This is a genomic window from Solwaraspora sp. WMMD791, assembly GCF_029581195.1.
Taxonomy (GTDB): Bacteria; Actinomycetota; Actinomycetes; order Mycobacteriales; family Micromonosporaceae; genus Micromonospora_E.
On sequence record NZ_CP120737.1, the window covers coordinates 1,701,355 to 1,721,810 of the forward strand.

22 protein-coding genes are annotated in these 20,456 nt (G+C 71.9%); 16 read left to right on the forward strand and 6 right to left on the reverse strand.

What is annotated here, in order from left to right:
* Positions 1–141 precede the first annotated feature (141 nt).
* Complete coding sequence (locus tag O7623_RS07380) at positions 142–1,557, forward strand: hypothetical protein (protein ID WP_282227840.1); 1,416 nt, start codon at positions 142–144, stop codon at positions 1,555–1,557.
* 146 nt (positions 1,558–1,703) lie between these two features.
* Complete coding sequence (locus O7623_RS07385) at positions 1,704–2,192, forward strand: hypothetical protein (protein WP_282227841.1); 489 nt, start codon at positions 1,704–1,706, stop codon at positions 2,190–2,192.
* A 43-nt stretch (positions 2,193–2,235) separates the two neighbouring features.
* On the opposite strand, the gene O7623_RS07390 is transcribed toward O7623_RS07385, so the two are convergent.
* The gene (locus tag O7623_RS07390; protein ID WP_282227842.1) at positions 2,236–3,840 is read right to left on the reverse strand and encodes an NAD(P)/FAD-dependent oxidoreductase; all 1,605 of its coding nucleotides are present in this window, start codon (positions 3,838–3,840) and stop codon (positions 2,236–2,238) included.
* 69 nt (positions 3,841–3,909) lie between these two features.
* On the opposite strand from O7623_RS07390, the gene O7623_RS07395 reads away from it, so the two are divergent.
* Positions 3,910–5,352 (forward strand): aldehyde dehydrogenase family protein, encoded by a 1,443-nt coding sequence (locus tag O7623_RS07395; protein WP_282227843.1) that lies wholly within the window; start codon positions 3,910–3,912, stop codon positions 5,350–5,352.
* 55 nt (positions 5,353–5,407) lie between these two features.
* Here O7623_RS07395 and O7623_RS07400 read toward each other — a convergent pair whose 3' ends face one another.
* On the reverse strand, positions 5,408–5,806 hold the full coding sequence (locus O7623_RS07400; protein ID WP_282227844.1) for a ChaB family protein: 399 nt from the start codon (positions 5,804–5,806) through the stop codon (positions 5,408–5,410).
* Between the two features lie 113 nt (positions 5,807–5,919).
* Between O7623_RS07400 and O7623_RS07405 the strand changes: the two genes are divergently transcribed.
* The 6 genes from O7623_RS07405 to O7623_RS07430 all read left to right on the forward strand — a co-directional run bounded on the left by O7623_RS07405 (position 5,920) and on the right by O7623_RS07430 (position 9,046).
* The gene (locus O7623_RS07405) at positions 5,920–6,885 is read left to right on the forward strand and encodes a YihY/virulence factor BrkB family protein (protein ID WP_282227845.1); all 966 of its coding nucleotides are present in this window, start codon (positions 5,920–5,922) and stop codon (positions 6,883–6,885) included.
* Positions 6,886–6,935: 50 nt separating this feature from the next.
* A complete protein-coding gene (locus tag O7623_RS07410; RefSeq protein WP_282227846.1) occupies positions 6,936–7,346 on the forward strand; it encodes a DUF2795 domain-containing protein in 411 nt (136 codons plus the stop codon).
* Positions 7,347–7,388: 42 nt separating this feature from the next.
* Positions 7,389–7,853 (forward strand): SRPBCC family protein, encoded by a 465-nt coding sequence (locus O7623_RS07415; protein ID WP_282227847.1) that lies wholly within the window; start codon positions 7,389–7,391, stop codon positions 7,851–7,853.
* A gap of 163 nt (positions 7,854–8,016) precedes the next feature.
* Entirely contained in the window at positions 8,017–8,259 is a 243-nt protein-coding gene (locus O7623_RS07420) for a hypothetical protein (RefSeq protein WP_282227848.1), read from the forward strand.
* 186 nt (positions 8,260–8,445) lie between these two features.
* A complete protein-coding gene (locus O7623_RS07425; RefSeq protein WP_282227849.1) occupies positions 8,446–8,661 on the forward strand; it encodes a hypothetical protein in 216 nt (71 codons plus the stop codon).
* 49 nt (positions 8,662–8,710) lie between these two features.
* A complete protein-coding gene (locus O7623_RS07430) occupies positions 8,711–9,046 on the forward strand; it encodes a DUF6401 family natural product biosynthesis protein (protein WP_282229347.1) in 336 nt (111 codons plus the stop codon).
* A gap of 114 nt (positions 9,047–9,160) precedes the next feature.
* Here the strand turns inward: O7623_RS07430 and O7623_RS07435 are convergent, their stop codons facing one another.
* On the reverse strand, positions 9,161–10,066 hold the full coding sequence (locus O7623_RS07435; protein ID WP_282227850.1) for a hypothetical protein: 906 nt from the start codon (positions 10,064–10,066) through the stop codon (positions 9,161–9,163).
* A gap of 141 nt (positions 10,067–10,207) precedes the next feature.
* Here O7623_RS07435 and O7623_RS07440 point away from each other — a divergent pair, with 141 nt between their 5' ends.
* The 5 genes from O7623_RS07440 to O7623_RS07460 all read left to right on the forward strand — a co-directional run bounded on the left by O7623_RS07440 (position 10,208) and on the right by O7623_RS07460 (position 16,007).
* Entirely contained in the window at positions 10,208–12,370 is a 2,163-nt protein-coding gene (locus O7623_RS07440; protein WP_282227851.1) for a SpoIIE family protein phosphatase, read from the forward strand.
* Between the two features lie 121 nt (positions 12,371–12,491).
* On the forward strand, positions 12,492–13,274 hold the full coding sequence (locus tag O7623_RS07445; protein WP_282227852.1) for a VOC family protein: 783 nt from the start codon (positions 12,492–12,494) through the stop codon (positions 13,272–13,274).
* 169 nt (positions 13,275–13,443) lie between these two features.
* Positions 13,444–14,832, forward strand: a complete 1,389-nt coding sequence (locus O7623_RS07450; protein WP_282227853.1) for a glycoside hydrolase family 6 protein — start codon at positions 13,444–13,446, stop codon at positions 14,830–14,832.
* Between the two features lie 183 nt (positions 14,833–15,015).
* Positions 15,016–15,612 carry a general stress protein gene (locus O7623_RS07455; protein ID WP_282227854.1) on the forward strand — a complete coding sequence of 199 codons (597 nt, stop codon included), beginning with the start codon at positions 15,016–15,018 and terminating at the stop codon, positions 15,610–15,612.
* 260 nt (positions 15,613–15,872) lie between these two features.
* The gene (locus tag O7623_RS07460) at positions 15,873–16,007 is read left to right on the forward strand and encodes a hypothetical protein (protein ID WP_282227855.1); all 135 of its coding nucleotides are present in this window, start codon (positions 15,873–15,875) and stop codon (positions 16,005–16,007) included.
* 44 nt (positions 16,008–16,051) lie between these two features.
* Here the strand turns inward: O7623_RS07460 and O7623_RS07465 are convergent, their stop codons facing one another.
* Both O7623_RS07465 and O7623_RS07470 read right to left on the reverse strand, forming a co-directional pair.
* Positions 16,052–17,041: a pirin family protein gene (locus O7623_RS07465; RefSeq protein WP_282227856.1), complete on the reverse strand. Its 990-nt coding sequence runs from the start codon at positions 17,039–17,041 to the stop codon at positions 16,052–16,054.
* Positions 17,041–17,571 carry a MarR family transcriptional regulator gene (locus O7623_RS07470; RefSeq protein WP_282227857.1) on the reverse strand — a complete coding sequence of 177 codons (531 nt, stop codon included), beginning with the start codon at positions 17,569–17,571 and terminating at the stop codon, positions 17,041–17,043. The genes O7623_RS07465 and O7623_RS07470 overlap by 1 nt, the downstream gene beginning before the upstream one ends.
* A 103-nt stretch (positions 17,572–17,674) precedes the next feature.
* On the opposite strand from O7623_RS07470, the gene O7623_RS07475 reads away from it, so the two are divergent.
* Entirely contained in the window at positions 17,675–18,493 is an 819-nt protein-coding gene (locus O7623_RS07475; protein ID WP_282227858.1) for a transglutaminase family protein, read from the forward strand.
* 266 nt (positions 18,494–18,759) lie between these two features.
* On the forward strand, positions 18,760–19,548 hold the full coding sequence (locus O7623_RS07480) for a SigB/SigF/SigG family RNA polymerase sigma factor (protein WP_282229348.1): 789 nt from the start codon (positions 18,760–18,762) through the stop codon (positions 19,546–19,548).
* A gap of 106 nt (positions 19,549–19,654) precedes the next feature.
* On the opposite strand, the gene O7623_RS07485 is transcribed toward O7623_RS07480, so the two are convergent.
* Positions 19,655–20,386 (reverse strand): protein phosphatase 2C domain-containing protein, encoded by a 732-nt coding sequence (locus O7623_RS07485; protein ID WP_282227859.1) that lies wholly within the window; start codon positions 20,384–20,386, stop codon positions 19,655–19,657.
* Between the last annotated feature and the right edge of the window lie 70 nt (positions 20,387–20,456).

A 20,456-nucleotide genomic window follows, 5' to 3' on the forward strand; every position in this document is an offset into this window, starting at 1 on the left:
AGCGCGGGTACGCGCTGGCCGCCGACGAGGCCGCCAAGGCCGGCGACTACGCGGCGGCGGCCGACTACAACATCGACGCGGCGGCGGCGGAGGTGAGCCTGTACGACAGCACCGCCGCCCCGTTCGACGCCGAGACAGCCTATGAGCTGGATCGACGTCGCCGAGGTACCTGGGGGTGCCGAATCCGCGAGCGGGACTTCGGGTCGGCTGGCGGCCGGAGCGCAGCGCAGCGTCGCCGTACCGTTGACCACTGTGCGCCAGCACGTGTTGGCGGCGGTCCGGGAGCGGGGATTCACCCTGACCACCGAGCAGTTGACCGTCATCGAGGGTGCCCGGGGCTCGACACTCGGAGCGGTCACGCTGCAGCCGGCGAAGATTCCGGTCGGGGTCTCGATCGGACTGGAGTCGGCCGGCGACGGCGGCTGCGGGGTGACCGTGCGGATCGTCGACCGCTGGCTGGCCAAGGTGGGCCGCAACTGGGGTGCCACCGCCGCCTATCAGGACGTGTTCGCCGAGGTGCTGGCCGCCGTCGACGGCGTGCTGGCCCGGCTCGATCCGGCCGCCGCCAGCAGTTTCCCACCCCGGTGGCGCCGCGTCGGCCCCGGTGACGTCGCGGTGATGCAGAACGCGGCCGGTTGGGCGGCGCAGGCCGGCTCGGTGCTGTCGCGGCACACCAGCCGGCTGCTCGACGGGTCCGGCCCGAAATCCGGTACGCCGGTGAGCCGGACCGGAGCCGGAACGTTCACCTTCCTGGCGCAGGGGAAGGTCGCCGAGGTCCCCCCGCAACTCGCCGACGGCATGCTCACCGTCGGTACGCTGATCACCAGCCGGCCCGGCCAGATGCCGCCCCACCTGGTGGCTCAGATCCAGTCCCTGGTGTACCGGGTGGAGGAGTACGTCGCGGCGACGGCGGCCACCGCCGGTGACGGTGGGGCGTTCCGATTCACCGTCGACGCCGCTGACGTACCGGTGGTGGTCTTCCTGCACCAGCAGGCCCAGCTCCGGGAGATGCTCCCGGTGCGGACCCTGCAGGTCTGCACCACCTGCAGGCTCGAGAAGATCGTGAACCCCGAGCTGGAGCGCCTTCAGGAGCGCAACCGGCGCACCCGGGACCTGGCGACCACCGTCAGCGCCGTGATCAGCCCGTTCGTCCTGGCCGGTCGGCTCGCGCAGAGCAGGGGGCCGGCGTTCGCCTGCCCACGGTGCCAGGGGTTGTCCGCTGAGGAGTCCGTGGTCACCTTCTGCCGTCGCTGTGGCGACCGTCGGGCGGAGACGGCGTTGCGTACCTGCGACAAGTGTGCCTTCGACTTCCGGTCGTTGCTGCCCGGCGGAGCGCTGTGGAGCGACGCGCCGGCCGAGCCTTCGGCGGCACCGGTGCCGCCGCCTCCGCACGCCGACACCCCGGCGACCTCAGCTGCCGGGGTGGCTCCCCTACCACCGGACGCCGATGATGCCGCTCTGGCACCCCGGCCACCGCGACCCGGCACCGCGGCTCCTCGGCCGGGGCCGGCGGCGGCCCCCGTCGAGGAGTCCTGGCCGCGTCCGCCGGGTTCGTAGGCTGCGGTGACCCACCGTCGCGAGCCTCGATCCGACATCGTCTGCCGGGTTCGCCGATCCGGCGGCACACCGAGACGTCGGTTACTCTAGGTAATGTATCGCGCACTCAAGAATCGCTGCGCGGGCCGACGACAACAGGAGGTGCGATGTCCTACTACCTGGCACCGTCGCTGCAGGTGCTCCGCACCGAGATCGACGCCCGCTGGCCGGACCGGGACCGCAGGTCCGACGGGTGGATCGGCGACGCGTCGCACGCGAGCCGGACCTCGGACCACAATCCGAACAGCCGGGGTGCCGTGAACGCGATCGACGTCGATCGCGACGGCATCGACGTGGCCACGCTGCTCGCCGCGTTCGAAGCCCATCCGGCCGCCCAGTACTGGATCTTCGAACGGCAGATCGCCAACCGCAGTACCGACTGGTCCCGCCGAATCTACAGTGGAAGCAACCCGCACACCGGTCACGTCCACCTGTCGATCAGGCAGAACGCCACCGCCGAGCAGGACACCTCGAGTTGGGGGCTGTGGCCGGTCCCGGTTCCGACGGTGCCGCCGCCGGCCGCCGTGCCCCCGGCCGACCCGGTCCCGGCACCCCGGCCGCCCGCCCACCGCCGGCCCCGCATGGTCATCGACTGACGCCACCGGGCGCGCAGACATCGGCCACCCGGGGGCACAGACATCAGCGGTACACCGCCCGCTGGGCGGTCGAGACGAGCGCGCCGTACAGGCCGCCGGTCAGCGCGCGGTCGCGGGCCAGCGCCGCCCGGGCGGCGTTCGCCCCCGGCGCGCCGTGCACCCCACCGCCCGGATGCGCCGACGCCGAGGCGAGGAAGAGCCGGTCCACCGGCGTGTCCGCCCGGCCCAGGCCGGGCACCGGCCGGAAGAACAACTGCTGGTACGCCGCAGAGGTGCCGCCACCGACCGCTCCCCCGACCAGGCTCGGATTGGCCTGCTGCAGGTCGGCCGGGCCGGCCACGTGTCGGGCCCGTACCAGCGCACCGAACCCGGGCGCGTGGCGTTCCAGCAGCGCTTCCATCCGGGCGACGTGGTCGAGGATCTCCTCAGGCCGCCACTGTGGGCGATGCGGCAGATGGGTGTAGGCCCACAACGATTCGGTGCCCGCCGGCGACCGGGTCGGATCCGCCGTGGTCAGCTGGCCGAGCAGCAGGAACGGATCCGATGGCACCTCGTCGCAGGCGAGCGCGGCGGCGTACTTCGTCAGCCCGTCGAGATCGGCACCGAGGTGGACGGTGCCGGCCCCGGCGACGGCCGGGTTGCGCCACGGCAACGGACCCGACAGCGCCCAGTCCACCTTCACCGTCGCGCCGTCCCAGCGGAACCGGCTCAGGTCGTCCACCAGGCGGGTCGGCAACCACGCGGCACCGACCAGGTCGAGGAAGAATGCCGGAGCCGGTACGTCGGCCAGCACCGCCCGCCGGGCACGCCACCGCCGACCGTCGACCGTGCGCACCCCGACCGCCCGGCTGCGGGCGATCAGCACCCGATCGGCGGCCGCGCCGGTGACCACCCGACCGCCACGCGCGTTCAGCCGGGCGACCAGCGCGTCGGTGATGCGCTGTGCCCCGCCCACCGGCACCGGCCAGCCGACTTCCTGGCCGAGCATGGCCAGCAGCCAGCCGTACACGCCGGAGGCGACGTCGTCCGGCGACAGGTCGGTGTGCAGGGCACAGCCGGCGAGCAGCGCCGGCCCGCCCGCGCCCTCGAACAGCTCCCGACCGAGGTGGCGTACCGGCAGCAGCAGTTGCCGGGCGAACCGCACCGCACCGGCGACCCGTAGCCGCCGCAGCATCCCCGCCCCGCCCCGCACCGGCGGGAACGGGGTGAACAGCGCGTCGATCAGCGGCGCCGACAGCGACCGCCACTGCGTGTACGCCGACAGCCAGCGTTCGCCGTCGCCGACGGCGAACGCCTCCAGCGACTCCGCGGTACGCCGCGCGTCGAGGTTGACCACCGCGGCCCGGTCGTCGGGCAGCAGGTGGGCGAAGACGTCAGGGGCATGCCGCCAGCGCAGCCCGAACTCGGCCAACCGCAGCTCACGAAGCACCGGGGAGGCGAACCCGAGCGGATAGAACGAGCTGTACAGATCGCTGAGGTAGCCGGGCGCGGTGACCTGCGCGGACCGGACGGCCCCGCCGGCGGCGTCGGTCGCCTCCAGGACCAGCACGTCCCAGCCGGCGTCGGCGAGCAGGTTGGCGGCGACCAGTCCGTTGTGTCCGGCGCCGATGACGACCGCGTCCGCGGTCTGCACACCCGAGCTTGTCATCGTCGCCTGGCTACCCCTGCTGGTGCGGGCCAAACGTTTGCCGACGCGGACAACGGGAACCGTCCTGGGATGTACGACGTGGAGCAGTTCATCGACGGCATCTGGGGACGGTTCGGCGACGGCGCGGAGTTGGTGGTCGACGATCCGTCCGAGGGCGGGCCGGTCAGCCGCAGCCCGATCGCCACCGCCGCCGACGTACAGACGGCGGTCAAGTCGGCGCGGGAGGCGGCGTCGGCGTGGGCCGCCACGCCGGCGGCGGAGCGGGCGGCGGCGCTGCACCGCATCGCCGACGCCCTCGCTGGCGCCGCCGACCGGGTCGCCGAGGCGCAGAGTGCGGAGATGGGCAAGCCGCTGGCCGGTGCGCGGGCCGGCATCGCGGCCGGGGTGGCCACCCTGCGGCAGTACGCCGAGCTGGGGCCGGTGCACCGGGGGCGGGCGCTGGCCGGCGACCCGGCCGCGATGGACCTGATGGCGTACGTACCACGCGGTGTGGTGGCCGTGCTGACCCCGTGGAACGACCCGATCGCGGTCGCCTGCGGGCTGCTCGGCGCCGCTCTGGTCACCGGCAACACCGTCGTGCACAAGCCGAGCGAACGCTGCCCGGCGACCGGCGCCCTGCTCGGCCGGCTGGTCGCCGACGAGCTGCCGGACGGGGTCTTCGCGCTGCTCACCGGGGACGGTACGGTCGGTGCCCGGATCGCCGGCTCGGACGGGGTGGACCTGATCGCCCACGTCGGTTCCACCGCCACCGGCCGGGCGATCGCCCAGGCCGGCGCCCGTACCGGGGCGAAGGTCCTGCGGGAGAACGGCGGCAACGACGCGTTGATCGTCGACGAGGGCGTCGACCCCCGGTGGGCCGCGCAGCAGGCGGCGCTCGGTGCGCTGGCCAACTCGGGCCAGGTGTGCGTCAGCGTCGAACGGATCTACGTGCACAGCGCGGTGGCGGAGCCGTTCGTGACGGCGCTGGCCGAACACTGCGCCGGGATGCGGCTCGGGCCGGCCCGCGACCCGTACACCGAACTGGGCCCGCTGGTGGACCGCCGGCACCGCGACCAGGTGCACGCGCAGGTGTCGGCGGCTCTCGCGGCCGGGGCGACGGCCCGCTGCGGCGGCTACCTACCGGACGGGCCGGGCGCCTACTACCCGCCGACGGTGCTGACCGGTTGCACCGACGACATGTCGGTCATGCGGGAGGAGACGTTCGGTCCGGTGGCGCCGGTGATGACCGTGGGTTCGTTCGACGAGGCCCTGTCCCGGGCGGCGTGTTCGGCGTACGGCCTGTCGGCGACCGTGCTGACCCGGTCGATGAGCCATGCGCAGCGGGCCTGGCGGGAGCTGCCGGTCGGTACCGTGAAGGTCAATTCGGTCTTCGGCGGCGCGCCCGGTGGTGCCGCGCATCCCCGACGCGGCAGCGGCGAAGGGCTCGGCTACGGGCCGGAGCTGCTGGACGAGATGACCGTGCTGAAGGTGCTGCACCTGACCGGGCCCGGCGGCCCGGACGGGCGCTGGTGACCTCCGTACGCCCGGACGAGCCGCCGACGTCGCGGTGCCGGCCGACGGACCGGGACTACTTGCGGGCCCGGGCCGTCTCGCGGCGGTTCGCCTTGCCGATCGCGGTGACCAGCTGGTCCTTGGTCATCGACGAGCGACCCTTGACGTCGAGCCGGCGGGCCACCTCCATCAGGTGCTCCTTGGACGCCCGGGCGTCGACTCCACCGGCACCCGCCGCTGGCTGGTCCTGGTAGCCCCGGGCGGCCTGCTCGTCGCTGGGGCCCTTCTTCTCCTTGGGCTCCCAGTGGTCGCCCACCTTCTCGAAGGAGTGCTTGAGCGACGCGAAGGCGGTACGGTGCGACCGCTCCCCTTCGCCGTAGGTCTCGACCGCCGCGTCGTGTGTCTTGGACCAGGTGTCCTGCGCCTTGCGCGACGAACGGCGCAGCGTGCTGGGAAGTTCCTCACGAGCTGGCATGATCGCCTCCTCGACTCTCGGGGTCGGGTCACCTGACACTGTGCCCGCCCCGGGATCCGGCAAACCCGCACATCCGGTTTTGCCGGTGGACACTGAGGGTAACGAGGCAGGGTATGAAGTCCACCGCCGACACCGTCGAGACCGACCCCCGACGTCCGGTACGGCTCCGCGAGCTGACCCCCGCCACCTGGCGGACGGTCCTCGTCGGCAGTGGTCGCAAGTTCATGGCCGACAACTGCCTGGACTGGGCCGCCGCGCTGACCTACTACGGGGTTCTCGCGCTGTTCCCGTCCCTGATCGTCGTCGTCGCGCTGGTCGGGCTGGTCTCCGACGGAGAGCGGACCGTCGGCACGGTGGTCGACCTGGCCGACGACGTCGGCGCCGGTGCCGTGGTCGGTAACGAAGGGTTCGTCACCATCGTCGACGAGGTGGTGAACCAGCAGAGTTCGGCCGGGGTGCTGCTCAGTTTCGGCCTGCTGGCGGCTCTGTGGTCGGCGTCGGGCTACGTACGGGCGTTCACCCGGGCCGCCAACGCGATCTACGGCGTGTCCGAGGGCCGGCCGTTCTACCGGTTGCAGCCGCAGCAGCTCGGGCTGACCGCCGCCGGCCTGGTGCTGGTCGCGCTGGTCGCCACGATGCTGATCGTCAGTGGACCGGTCGCCGACGCCGTCGGTGACCTGCTCGGCCTGGGTCAGGCGCCCCGCACGGCGTGGGACCTGGTCAAGTGGCCGGTGCTGGTCGCGATCATGACCCTGCTGCTGACGCTGCTGTTCTGGGTGGCCCCCAACGTGCGGCAACCGAGATTCCGGTGGCTGGCGGTCGGCGGTGTGGTGACGCTGCTGCTGTGGGCGGTCGCGTCGGCCGGCTTCGGCACCTACGTGGCGTACTTCGGCTCGTACGACGTCACCTACGGCAGCCTCGGCGCGGTGATCGCGTTCCTGGTCTGGCTCTACCTGGCCAACCTGGCCGTGATGCTCGGAGTCGAGATCAATGCGGGGGTACAGCGCGGCAGAGCCGTCCAGGCCGGCAACCCCGACCCGGCCGATCCGGTTCTGCCACCGCGGACACCGGCCGGCTGACCGACCCACGCCGGTGTTTGAGGCCGGCACCCTCGGGTAGTCGAACAGCTATGGAACGCGGCAACAGCAAGCACAGCCCCCGGGTGGACGACAGCATGGCGCACGACATCCGGGGGACCACACAGGGCACCGCTGGCGGCCGGGCGCAGGAGTGGCACGAGGCGGAGCCACCGGGTGAGGACCAGCCGGAGCCGACCACCGTGCCGGCGGGCGACAACCGGTCCGGCACCCCGCAGGGCATGTCCAGCGAGGACGTGGAGCAGCGCAGCCGACTCGGCCGCTACATCAACCTTTCCGCGCTGCCCGGCGACCGGACCGCCCTGCGGCGCAGCGCCGAGGGGAACGAGGCGCCCGCTGACGTACTCGAAGAGATCGACCAGCTGCCGGCGGGCCGCACGTTCCAGACGGTGTCCGAGGTGTGGGCCGCGCTCGGCCACGCCAACGAATCGACCCGCTGGTGACCGCGCCGCCCGCGGCCCGGCGGAACTGAGGAGGACCATCAGATGGGTGCAGTGACGGAGTACGTCGATGTCGCGGTGCCGGTGCGCACCGTCTACAACCAGTGGACCCAGTTCGAGGAGTTCCCGCACTTCATGGAGGGTGTCGATCAGGTCACCCAGATATCGGACACGATGACCCACTGGACGACCGAGATCGCCGGGGTGACCCGTGAGTTCGATGCCAAGATCACCGAGCAGATCCCCGACGAACGGGTCGCCTGGACCGCCACCGGCGGCGTCAAGCAGGCAGGTGTGATCACCTTCCACCGGCTGGACGACCATCACACCCGGGTGACCGCGCAGATGGAGTTCGACCCGGAAGGGTTGGCCGAGCAGGCCGGCGACAAGCTCGGCGTCGTCGACCGGCGGGTCAAGGGCGACCTGAAGCGCTTCAAGGAGTTCATCGAGAACCGCCAGGGCGTCGAGACCGGAGCCTGGCGCGGCGAGGTGCCCCGGCCCCAGCCGTGACACCGGCCCGGGTTCCGGCCGTACCAGGCTGGCGGAAGCCCGGCGACCGACCGTACGCGACGGCGCGGATCCTGCGGGGTCCGCGCCGTCGCGCGTGTCACGGCGTGGGCCCGGGCGCACCACGCGGCGTTTGTCGACGCGGGCGAGGGGTAACCCGGCAGGCATGACTGATTCCGTGGACGGTGTCTGGCGTGACGAGCAGCGACTGCCCCTGCGCGACCTGGAACGCGCGGTGGCCGCACCGGCAGCCGACGGGGAGGTCGACGACGTGACCGGCAGCGACGCCGGCGCGGAGGAGGAGTTCGGGCACGGCCCGGAGGCCGCCGAGGGCGGTACGCAGCGGCACGCCACCGATCCCGACCGGGCGTACCGGCCGTCGACCACCGGGCGGACCGGACCGAACTGACACGGGACGCGCTCCTCGCCACGACGCCTGCCTGCCCGGACAGCTCACCTGTCCGGCCAGATCGCCTGCCCGGTCGGAACACCTGCCCGGTCGGATTGTCCGCAAGCTCCGACATGGGCAGATCGGCCACTGATCCTCATCCGATCGGCTGACGGCGGTCCGGCTCCGCCGCGCAAGACTTTCTGGATGCGTCCCGCCCCTGGCTTCCTCACCACGCGCCAACGGCGCTGGGCCTGGCTCGGTTTCGTGCTGGCCGCGCTGCAGGCTCCGGTCTCGGCCTATCTGCTCCCCGATGACTCCTGGCTGTTCAGCGTCTGTGTGGCGCTCATGGTGGCCACGGTGATCATCGCCGACGACGCGGCACGACGCCGTCCCGCCGCGGCCGATCGCCGGGCCGAGTAGCAGACCGCCGCCCGCTGTGACGACACCGTACGGCAGCCCCGTCCAGAGCCTGCGTGCCGCACCGGCGGCCCGGCGCTCGGCTCGCAGCACGCTGCAGGATCTGCACGCCGCCCTCGGCGATCACGGTCTGCGCGCCGCTGCTGACTGCCCCGGCCTACTGGCCGAGCTGGACCAGCACGGCGCGGCGGTGCGGGACCGGCTCTGGGCGGACCTGCGCCCGCTGCACCCGGTGACCCTGGCCCGGTACGCGCAGGGCGTGCGCGACGCGGCGGTCGAGTCCGGCTGGCACCCACCGGTCGGAGCGACGACGGACTGGAGCCGCGCCGACTGGGTGACGCTGCGGCTGGTGGCCGTCTGCCAGCTCGCCGCCGACTGCCACAGCTGACGCGTCCGCTGCCGGCGGTGCCCGGGCGAGGGATACCGACGCCGACGGGGGCCTGTCACAGGTGGGGCGGGCCCCGTCCCGTGACAAGCCCCCGGTGATCGGCGGGCAGCGGGGTCAGCCGGTGGTGCCGCCCGGTCGGGTCGTCCCACCGGGCGGGTTGGTCATCCCGCCCGGTTGACCGGCGCCGGGGCCGGTCATGCCCCGCCCGCTGGCCGCCTCCCGGCCGCCGGACATCGCCGGTGCCTGCTGGGTCTGCGGGATCACCTGGGTCGGCTCGTTCATCCGCTGACCCGCGTCCTCTCGGCCCGCCTGGTACGCCTGGTGGCTGTCCCGGATCGCCTGGGACTCGTGGGCCACCTTGGTCAGCCAGTCCTCCCACCGTTGCTGCATGGGACGGACCAGGCCCCCACCGACGCCGACGATCAGAATGCCGGCGACGGTGGCCAGGACCGCGATCAGCACCGGAGTGGTGACGGTGGTGGCGATTCCGACCTGGTTGAGCGCGGCGATGACACCGAGCGCGATGATGAAGACCGACGCCGCGGTCGCCAGCACCCGCCCGTAGGAGAGTCCGCCGAGCGCGCCGGACACCAGGTCACGTACCGCCGTCGCGATGGCCGCCGCGACGACCACGATCACGATGGCGACGAACGCCCGGGGCAGCCAGGCCACGACGGCGCCGATCAGGTCGCTGATCGGGTTCGGTCCCCAGACGCCGAACGCGAACTGCAGGGTGAACAGCAGCACCGCGTAGTACGCCAGTCTGGCCAGGATGTCGCTGGCGTCGTACCGGGTGCGCTCCAGCGCCCGACCGATACCGCCGCGCTCCACGGCCTTGTCGAACCCGACGCGTTCGAGCGCCTTGTCGACGCCCTTGAGGACGGCCCGCGCGATCAACCATCCGACCACGAGAATCGCGATGAACGCGATGGCCCGGGGCACGAAAAGTATCACGGACCGCCACATGTCAGTCAGCGCATTCCCAATATCGACCTGCGCCGACGCGTACGTTGAGGACATCCGGTCCTCCCTTCCGCCTCGTCTGTCGATGCGTCGCCTCGCTGTCGTTCGGACGCGCTGCATCGCCTACCGCCGGCCCGCATACCCACCCTGCGGCGGTCCACGCCCCCCACCCGTCACCGCCCGGATAGGCTGCCCCCCATGGCAGGCAGCACCGGGCGTACCCGCGGCACCCCCACCGGCGTTCCTGCTGCCCGTTCCGCCGTCGCGCCCGGGCCACCGGTGCCGGTGGCCCCGCTGACGAACGGCCCGAAGCTGGCGCAACGACACGACTGGGCGCAGACGCCGCTGGGGCCCACCGACGGCTGGGATCCAGCGGTACGGGCCACCGTCGATCTGCTGCTGGCCTCCCCCGTGCCGATGGCGCTGGTGTACGGCGACGACTTCCTCATGATCTACAACGACGCGTACGCCGACCTGCTCGGCGACAAACACCCGCACGCGTTCGGTCAGCCCGCTGCCGAGGTGTTCGCCGATTCGTGGCACCAGCCGGGGGTCGGTGACGTGGTCGAACGGGTCTACCGCACTGGAGAGCCGTTCCTCGAGTCGGAGACCGTCGCGCCGTTCGTCGCGGACACCGACGGCACCGGTGGTACGACCGCGTACACCCGGGGTTACTCGGCGGTGCGCGACAGCCATGGGACGATCATCGGGATGCTCTCGGTCGCCACCGAGACCGGTGCGATCACCCACCGGTTGCAGAGCCTGAGTGAGCTGACCGCGGCGCTGGCCGGCACCCTGACCCTCGACGACGTGGCCCGGGTCGCCCTGCGTTACGGTCTTGCCTCGTTCGAGATCGACCAGGTGACGCTCGGCATCGACGACGGCGGCGGGTGGCGGGTGGTCCGTCGGGTCCGCGGTGAGCTGCTCGACGAGGCCGACGAACGGTTGCCACCGGTCTGGCGGCGGTTGCCACGCGACGCCGCGACGCCGCTGGCGGCCGTCGGCACCACCGGTGTCCCTCGCTTCAGCAGCGACGGCCGGCCGCTGGCCCGGCACGCCATCGACCGCCACGACGAGCGCGTGGCGGCGCTCGCGGCGCTGCCGTTGCGGGCCGGTTCGCTGCGCGGCGGGATCACCTTCGGCTACCGGGAGCCGCACCAGTGGCCGCCGGCCGAACGGGCGCTGCTGGCGGCGGTCGCCGAACTGGTCACCCAGGCGGCGGAGCGGGCGCGCCGGTTCGAGACCCAGCACGGTACGGCCCAGCTGCTGCAACGCAGCATGTTGCCAGAGCAGTTGCCGGATCTGCCCCGGTTCCGGCTCGCCGCTCGGTACGACCCTGGCGTGGACGGCAATTCTGCCGGTGGTGACTTCTACGACGCGTTCCTGCTGCCCGACGGCGGGCTGGCCGTCGTGCTCGGCGACGTGGCCGGGCACGACGTACGGGCGGCGGCGCTGATGGGCCAGGTCCGGGCGGCGCTGCGTGGGCTGGCGTTGACCGATCCGGCACCGGCCGCCGTGTTGACCGGGCTGGACCGGCTGGTGCACAGCCTGGGCGCGGAGAGCCGCAACGAGGAACTGTTCGTCACCGTGCTGTACGGCGTACTCGATCCGTCGGCCGGGCGGTTGACCCTGGCCAGCGCCGGTCATCCGGCGCCGCTGATCCGCCGTCCCGGCACCCCGACGGCACGGGCCGAGTTCGCCGAGGTGCCGCCCGGCGTACCGCTCGGGCTGGCCGGGCCGCGCGAACCGGTGGACGTGGTGTTGCATCCGGGAGACACCCTGCTGATGTTCAGCGACGGGGTGGTCGAGCGCCGGGGTCGTGACCTCGGTGCCGGCATGTCGGCGCTGGCGTCGGCGATCGCCGCCACCGGCACCAGCGATCCGCGCAACCTGTGCGCGGTGGCGAGCGCGGCGGTGGCCGGGACCACCGACGACGACGTGGCGGTGCTGGCGGTGGAGCACGCGGCGGCGCCGAGCAGGTCGGCGGGTCTGCTGGTGCCCGCCGAGCCGATCGCGCCGAGCCGGGTCCGGCACTGGATGGCCGACCAGTTGGCGCAGTGGCGCGTACCGGAGTCGGTCATCGGCCCGGCGGTGCTGTGCGCCAGCGAGTTGACCACGAACGCGCTGCTGCACGCCGGGACCGAGGCTCGGGTGGAGATCGACCTGAGCCAGGAACGGCTGCTGGTGTCGGTCGCGGACAGTGGCACCCGGGGCACGGTCAGCCGGGCCCGGACGGACACGCTGAGCAGTCGCGGCCGGGGGCTCGGGCTCATCGAGCAGTTGAGCGACGCCTGGGGCACCGACCCGTCGGTTCGTGGCTCGACGGTGTGGTTCGAGATCATGCTTCCCGGCGACTCGTAACGCGAACCTTCACCGAACGTGACATCAATTCGGCCGTTCAGCCGACCCGCGCCCGGCGTTTCCTCGGCGTAGAGTAACTGATCACGCTAAACGGGATAAACGACGCGAAGAGGAACACACGGTGCGAATCAGAGGTTACCCTGCGGGCACCCCATGCTGGTCCGAGCTACGCACCAGCGACCCCGCGGGTTCGATCGAGTTCTACCGCGAGCTGTTCGGCTGGAAGCCCGCCGACCACCACGCCTCGGCGACCGTCGACTTCCACCTACGGGACCTGGCTGCGGCCGGCCTGGTCACGGCACCCGCCGCAGCGCCGTCCGCCTGGGTGACGTACCTCGCCACCGACGACCTCAGCGCCACGGTCGATGCCGCGACGCGGGCCGGGGCGACCACGCTCGTCCCGGTGACCCGGTACGCCCAACGGGGCGTCGGCGCGCTGGTGGCCGATCCGCAGGGCGCGGTGTTCGGGCTGTGGCAGCGCGACCCGTTCCCCGGTGCCCAGGTCAGCGGCGAGCCCGGCGCGGCCTGCTGGAACGAGCTCGCCACCCGTGACATCGGCGGGGCCGGCACCTTCTACGGCAACGTCTTCGGCTGGACGGCCCGCGCGAGCAGCTACAGCGACTCCGCCAGTTACCAGGAGTGGTGGTTGGGCACGACCCGGGAAGTGGCCGGCCTGATCGACATGACCGAGTCGTACCCACCCCAGGTGCCGGCCCACTGGCGGACCACGTTCGAGGTCGACGACTGCGCCGCGACCGTCGAGCGGTGCACGGCCGTCGGCGGCCAGGTCACCTTCGGCCCGTACGACGCCGGGCCGGGCACGTACGCGCAGTTGACCGATCCGGCGGGTGCCGCGTTCGGGATCATCGCCCTGCTCCCGCAGTTCCGTACGCCGTTGGACTGACCCGCCGCGTGGGCGACCCGCACGGGTATGTCACCATATGACAATTTTTGGGACACCTGTGTCACAGCCTCTTCACATATCGGCAACACACCCGTACGGTAGTCGATATCCATGGGAGCGCTTCCAATGAGTGCTTTCAATATATCGTCCCTACCCGGAGGGAGTGCCCATGCGCAGGAGATCTGCGCTCACCGCGGTTGGCGCCGCCGCCGTCCTGGCGTTCTCGGTCGCCACCGCGGTCGGTGTCGGGCTGCTGCAGCCCACGGCCGCCCAGGCCGCCGATTCCGCCTTCTACGTCGACCCGGACACCTCGGCCGCCCGCTGGGTGGCGGCGAACCCCGGTGACTACCGGGCGAACGTGATCCGCGACCGGATCGCCTCGGTGCCTCAGGGCCGCTGGTTCACCCAGTACAACCCCAACGAGGTCCGCAACCAGGTCAGCTCCTTCGTCGGTGCCGCTGCGGCGGCCGGCAAGATCCCGATCATGGTGGTCTACAACATCCCCAACCGCGACTGCAGCAACCACAGCAGCGGCGGTGCGCCCAACCACACCGCGTACCGGCAGTGGGTCGACCAGGTCGCCGCCGGCCTGGGCAACCGCCCGGCGTACATCGTGCTGGAGCCTGACGTGCTCGCCCTGATGGGCACCTGCATGAGCGCCGGCGAGCAGGCCGAGGTCCGGGCGTCGATGGCGTACGCCGGCAAGGCGCTCAAGGCCGGTTCGTCGCAGGCGAGGGTCTACTTCGACGCCGGGCACTCGGCGTGGCACTCGCCCTCGGCGATGGCCAGCATGCTGGTCGGCGCCGACGTGGCGAACAGCGCCCACGGCATCTCCAGCAACGTGTCGAACTACCGCAGCACCAGCGAAGCGGTCAACTACGTCAAAGCGGTCATCAACGCCACCGGCGCCAACCACCTGACCGCGGTGATCGACACCAGCCGCAACGGCAACGGGCCGCTCGGCTCCGAGTGGTGTGACCCGGCCGGTCGTGCGATCGGTACCGCCAGCACCACCAACACCGGCGACAGCAAGATCGACGCCTTCCTCTGGGTGAAGCTGCCGGGTGAGGCCGACGGCTGCATCGCCGCCGCCGGGCAGTTCGTGCCGCAGCGGGCGTACGACCTGGCGATCGCCGCCGGCCCGACCACCGCGCCGCCGCCGACCACCGCGCCACCCACGACCGCGCCGCCGACCACCGCGCCGCCCACGACGGCACCACCGACGACCGCGCCGCCGCCACCCGGTGGGTGCGCGGTCAGCTACACCACCAACCAGTGGGGTGGCGGCTTCACCCGGGAGATCCGGATCACCAACCAGGGTGCCTCGCTCAGCAACTGGACGCTGGCCTTCACGGCCGGTTCCAACGTCAGCCTGAGCAACGGCTGGAACGGCACCTGGAGCCAGTCCGGTGGCCAGATCACCGTCCGCAACGCCGCCTGGAACGGCTCGCTGGCGTCCGGATCCACCGTCAGCATCGGCTTCCAGGGCACCTACAGCGGCAGCACCCTGCCGCCGCTGTCCAGCTTCACCCTCAACGGCGCCGCCTGTAGCGGGTAGCGCCGGGTCCGCCCCGCGCCTACCGCCCCTGGCGCGGGCGGACCAAGGTCCGGCCGATTCCGGACCTACGTTTCGGCCCCTCCCCGTCGACGGGGAGGGGCCGGAATCGTGCCACACCCGTCGCGGCCGGCAGGTTAACCGGCCCCCTTCCCGGGGCACTAACTGCGGGAAGGGAGGCCATCCATGACCAGATCCACGATCCGTACGGACACCTCAGCTCCCGGCACCTTCGGGGACACGGCCAACTTCCCGGCGGGCGTGCCAGCCGGGCCCGTGGCCTACCCCACCACGCCGGGTGCCGCGCCGCAGGCCGGTGACCAGGCCCGAACCACGGTCACCATCGCCAACTATCCGGACTACGCCGCCGCCCAGCGGACCGTCGACCAGCTGTCGGACAACAAGTTCCCGGTCGAGCGGACCGCGATCGTCGGCACCAACCTACGGCTGGTCGAGGACGTCACCGGCCGACTGACGATCGGCCGGGCAGCGGCGGCCGGCGCGGGCACCGGTGCCTGGTTCGGTCTGTTCATCGGTCTGCTCATCGGCATCTTCGCCGTGGTCAACTGGCTCGGCATCATCGTGACCGCCCTGGTCATCGGTGCCGTCTGGGGAGCCATTTTCGGAGCCGTGGCGCACGCGATGACCGGTGGCCGACGAGACTTCTCCTCGCGCAGTCTGCTGCAGGCCAGCCAGTACGGCGTGACGGTGGACGCCGAGTTCGCCGAGCAGGCGCGTCAGGCGCTGGCAGACCGGGTCGAGGCGGGCCGCGCCGGGCGGTAGCCACGCGCCGGTCAACAGCAGGCGGACCAACGGACCGGGCGGGCCCATGCCGCCCGGTCCGTGTCGTGCCCACGGCCGGAGCCGGGCCGGACGGTCGGGCAGAACCCATCGACAACCTCGGCCGATCCGGGTGTCCGCCGCAGTGGGACGGGTACATGAGGCTGCGGCGACACCCGTAGGTGGCACAGGTTCGGGATTCGCGGACGCGGCCGGCTGCCTACCGTCATTGTCAGGCCAGGAGAGCACGCTGAGGAGGCGCGATGAGCACCGAGATCGTCACCCCGGATCCCCAGCAGTCGTACACCGGCGACACCGTCGCGAGCGAACAGGGCCTGCTGGTCGCGGTCCTCGTCATGGTGGTACTCGGCGTCCTCGGGGTCTTCCTCGTGTCGTGAGGACCCTGCCGACCGGGTCCGGCCCGCCGGACCCGGTCGTGTCGTCACAGCGGCGGCTGCTGGCCGCCGCTGTGTGGTGTCCGCGCCGCCGGCACGACGCCGAGCCGGCCGGCCTGGTAGTCCTCGAACGCGGTCACCAGCTCCGCCCGGGTGTTCATCACGAACGGTCCGTACTGGGCGATCGGCTCCCGGATCGGTTCACCGCCCATCACGTACACGTCGAGCTGCGGGGTCCGGCTGTCCTGCCGGGCGTCGGCGGTGATCCGCAACGTGTCCCCCGGACCGTGAACGGCCAGCTGCCCGGTGTGTACCGAATGCGGCGCGGTGCCGACCGTTCCCCGGCCGCCGAGCACGTACACCAGGGCGTTGAAGTCCGGCCGCCATGGCAGGTCGACCTGCGCACCGGGCTGCACGGTGAGGTGGGCGATGCTGATCGGGGTGTGGGTGGAGCCCGGCCCGCGATGTCCGGCGACGTCGCCGGCGATCACCCGGATCAGCGCGCCGCCGTCGTCCGTGGTGAGCAGACCGACCTCACGGCCCCGGATGTCCTGGTAGCGCGGCGGCGCGAACTTCTTCACCCGGGGCAGGTTCACCCACAGTTGCAGGCCGTGGAACAGGCCCCCGCTGACGACCAGATGCTCCGGCGGTGCCTCGATGTGCAGCAGCCCGGAACCGGCGGTCATCCACTGGGTGTCCCCGTCGGTGATCGTGCCGCCCCCGCCGTGCGAGTCCTGGTGATCGAAGATCCCGTCGATGATGTACGTGACCGTCTCGAAGCCGCGGTGCGGATGCCAGGCGGTCCCCTTGGGCTCGCCGGGGGCGTACTCCACCTCCCCCATCTGGTCGAGATGCAGGAAGGGGTCGAGCTCGGTCATCGGCACCCCGGCGAAGGCCCGGCGGACGGGAAAGCCTTCCCCTTCGAAACCACTCGGGGCGGTGGAGACCCGGCGCACCGGCCGGATCGTCCCGGCCGCCGGGTCGAACCGCGGCAGTCGGGGCAGGACGAGTACGTCGTCGACGGTGATGGCGGGCATCAGGTCCTCTTTCGGGCTGGATCGGTGCTGACGGTGGGTGTCGCCTCGGCGCCGCAACCGGGTCCCCCGGCGCCGGCCGAACGCCCGCCGAGGCGGGCGTCGAGCGCGCCGAACACCCGGCCCAGCTGGGCGATGTCGGAGTCGTCGAGGTGGTCGAGGAAAACCCGGCGGACGGCGGCGAGGTGCACCGGAGCGGCCGTACGCAGCTGGCTCAGGCCCTCGGCGGTGAGCACCGCGTGGCTGCCGCGTCGGTCCTGCGGGCAGCTCTGCCGCTCGACCAGGCCCCGCCGTTGCATGGTGGCGACCTGGTAGGTCAACCGGCTCGGGGAGAAGATCAGCCGGCTGGCCAGTTCGCCCATCCGCAGGCGACGCTCGGGGGCCTCGGAGAGCAGCAGCAGGACGTGGTAGTCGGCCAGGCTGAGCCCGCAGTGCTCGCGCAACTCGTCGCCGAGCAGGGTGAGCAGCCGCTGGCTTGACTCGATGTAGGCCCGCCAGGCGGCGAGCCGCTGCGTGTCGCGCCGGTCTTCCATGACACCGAGACTAGCTCTTATTTCAAATTTCAACTAATGCCTGGACGGTGACCCGCGTCGCGTCGCGGTTGGTGGCGCCGTGGCGGATGGGTATGAACGAGTCATGGGTGACGAGACGGCGGTGACGGTCGGCTGCGAGCTGACCTACGAGGTGGCGACGGCCACGACGATCACGCTGCAGGTGACGGCGCACCGACAGGGTCCTGATGCCCGGCTGACCGCTACGACCTCGGCCGGCGAGTGGGTCCCCGAGGAGGTGGCCGGCAGTTGGGCCGCCGGCGGCCGACACCACCTGCTGGCGGCACCACCTGGCCGGACCACCGTCCGGTACCAGGCGACGGTGACCCGACCGGTGCCGGCGACACCCGCCCCGGTGTCGGCGTGGGAGCGCGTGGTCGCGCTACGGCCGAGCCGCTACTGCCCGTCGGACCAGCTGGGCGGGTTCGCGGCGGCCCGCTTCGCCGGCCACGCCGACGACGCCGACACCGTGCGCGCCATCTGCAGCTACGTGCACGACCACACCACCTACACCGCAGGCGCCAGTGGGCCGAGCACGGACGCGACGCAGACCCTGCTCAGCGGTGCCGGCGTCTGCCGGGACTACGCCCATCTGACGGTCGCCCTCTGCCGGGCCATGGACATTCCCGCACGGGTGGTGGCGGTCTACGCCCCCGGCCTGTCACCGATGGACTTCCACCTGGTGGCCGAGGCCGCGGTCGACGACCGCTGGTACGTGTGGGACGCGACGCGGCTGGCCCCCCGGAGCAGCCTGGCGCGGATCGCGACAGGTCGGGACGCGGCGGACGTGGCGTTCGCGACCACCGTCGGCGGGGCGGTCGACCTGACGGGCATGTCGGTACTGGCGGTGACCGAGGGCGAACTACCCGTCGACGATCCCGAGGAGTTGGTGGCGCTTCATTGACCGATCCGGGGGTACCCGATGCCGAGGAGCGACGCAATCAGGCGGCAAAATGTCCGACTTGGTGGATAGTGGGCGTTAAATACATCGTACTTTCGGCTAGCTTTGTACTGACCGACCAGGCTAGTGTTAGAGGCCGAAAGACCCTAGCGAGGACAGCTGAACGCACCACCTTCCATATCCGCGGACGAGGTGCAGGGAGGACCACCATGACCGCGACACTCACCGGACGCCCGACGGTGCACGAGCCGACGACCGTCGACCAGACCATGTCGAGCACCACCCTCGGCCAGCGGGCGAACGCCCCCGCCGACAGCGCCACCGAGTTGCTCAACGCGATGGCCGCCCTGCCGGCGGGTCACCCGTCCCGGGAGGCGCTGCGCGACCGCGCGATCGAGGCGTGGCTGCCCCTGGCCCAGCACCTCGCCCAGCGCTACAGCGGGCGAGGCGAGCCGACCGACGACCTGGCCCAGACCGCGGCGGTCGGCCTGATCAAGGCCATCGACAAGTTCGACCCGAGCCGGGGTGTCGACTTCGCCGGGTACGCCATCCCGACGATCATCGGCGAGCTCAAGCGACACTTCCGCGACCGCACCTGGGACATCCGGGTGCCCCGTCGGCTGCAGGAGCTGCGGCTGAGTATCTCCGAGGCGAACAGCACCCTGCTGCAGACGCTGGGCCGCTCGCCGACGGTCGCCGACATCGCCGCGCACCTGCGGATCACCGAGGAGGAGGTCCTCGAGGGGCTGGAGGGTGCCCGCGCGTACAACGCGGTGTCGTTGTCCACGCCGACCGGCGACGGCGAGCGGGCCACCGAGCTGGCCGACATGCTCGGTGCCGAGGACCGCGAGTACGAGCTCGCCGAGCTGCGGGTCGCGCTCGGCCCGGCCCTGGCCACGCTGGACGAGCGGGAGCAGCGGATCCTCACCCTGCGGTTCTACGGCAACCTGACCCAGTCGCAGATCGCCGATCAGATCGGCGTGTCCCAGATGCACGTGTCGCGGCTGCTGGCCAGGGCGCTGACCAAGCTGCGGGGTCAACTGCAGTCGACGTACTGAACGATCGCCGGGCAGGTGGGTGCCCGCAGCTGACACTGGTGTGGCCGCTCCGACAGATGTCGGGGCGGCCACACCGCGTCGGGCGTTCAGTCGGTGCGGTGGGCGCTCAGTCGGTGACCTCGGTGATGTCGCCGATCACCACGGTGATGTTGTCCGGCCCACCGGCCCTGATCGCCAGGTCCACCAGCCGCTGCGCGCCCGCCTGCGGGTCGGCGTAGGTGGCCAGCACCTCGGCGATGCTCTCCGCGCGCACGACGTTCGACAGACCGTCGCTGCAGAGCAGCCACCGGTCGCCGGTCTGCGGCTCGAAGACCTGGTACGCCGGGTTGACGTTGTCGCCCTGCAGCGCCTGGGTCACCACCGCCCGCCGAGGATGGCTGGCCGCCTGCTCCGCGGTGATCACACCCTCGTCGACCAGCATCTGCACGAAGGTGTCGTCCCGGGTCACCTGCTCCAGCACCCCGCCCCGCAACAGATAGGCCCGGGAGTCGCCGACATGGGCCAGCCCGATCGCGGTGCCGGAGCCGGCGAACAGCAGCGCGGTGAGGGTCGTACCCATCCCCTCCCGGGCCGGATCGGCCTCGACGGCCGCCCGGATCTGAGCGCTGGCGGCCTCGACCGCACTCTGCAGGCGGGACACCAGCTCGTCGTCGGCCGTCGCGACGTCGAGCTGGGCGATCGCCTCGATCGCGATCTTGCTCGCCAGATCCCCGGCGGCCATCCCGCCCATCCCGTCGGCGACAGCGACCAACCAGTTTCCGGCATGGACCGAATCCTGGTTCCCGCTCCGGATGAGGCCGCGGTCGGTCACCGCCGCGGAACGCAGCTTCAGGGTCATGGCTGGCAGCCTGCCAGGAAGAGGGCCGAAATGTCTCTAGTAGATCAGCATGCAGATGCCAAAGATCATG